Below are 797 nucleotides of genomic sequence, written 5' to 3' on the forward strand. Positions count from 1 at the left end.
AGCGGGCTATGACTCGTCGCGGCGCCTTGCTTGACGAAAACAGCCACTCGTCAAAAAAGGAACGTATTTGCGAAACAGGACACTAGAGTCGGCAGTCCTTTTGTTCGCTCAACCGATAAACATCAAAAAATGGGAGTGTCTTGTGGAAATTGCCTGTCTCGACCTGGAAGGTGTGCTGGTCCCGGAAATCTGGATCGCCTTCGCTGAAAAAACCGGTATTCAATCCCTCAGGGCAACCACGCGGGACATTCCCGACTACGACGTGTTGATGAAGCAACGGTTGCGCATCCTCGATGAGCATGGCCTCAAGCTCGCCGATATCCAGGAAGTCATCGCCACCCTCAAGCCGCTGGACGGCGCCATTGAGTTTGTCGACTGGCTGCGTGAGCGCTTCCAGGTGGTGATTCTTTCCGACACCTTCTACGAATTCTCCCAGCCGTTGATGCGTCAGTTGGGTTTCCCGACGTTGCTCTGCCATCGTCTGATTACCGATGACAGCGGGCGGGTAACCGGCTACCAACTGCGTCAGAAAGATCCCAAGCGCCAGTCGGTATTGGCCTTCAAGAGCCTGTACTACCGGGTGATTGCGGCGGGGGATTCCTACAATGACACCACGATGCTGGGTGAAGCCGATGCCGGGATTCTGTTCCATGCGCCGGACAATGTGATTCAAGAGTTCCCGCAATTCCCGGCAGTGCACAGTTTTGCCGAGCTCAAGCAGGAGTTCCTCAAGGCTTCGAACCGCAACTTAAGCCTGTAAACACCGCCCCCTGTAGGAGCTGCCGAAGGCTGCGATC

1 protein-coding gene is annotated in these 797 nt (G+C 55.5%); it reads left to right on the top strand.

All coding sequences use genetic code 11. The annotated features are described in order from the left end of the window. Positions 1-142 precede the first annotated feature (142 nt). A complete protein-coding gene (gene thrH, locus HU811_RS27070; protein ID WP_092399905.1) occupies positions 143-760 on the top strand; it encodes a bifunctional phosphoserine phosphatase/homoserine phosphotransferase ThrH in 618 nt (205 codons plus the stop codon). Positions 761-797: the final 37 nt, after the last annotated feature.

The sequence above is a fragment of the Pseudomonas tehranensis genome, assembly GCF_014268615.1.
GTDB lineage: Bacteria > Pseudomonadota > Gammaproteobacteria > Pseudomonadales > Pseudomonadaceae > Aquipseudomonas > Aquipseudomonas tehranensis.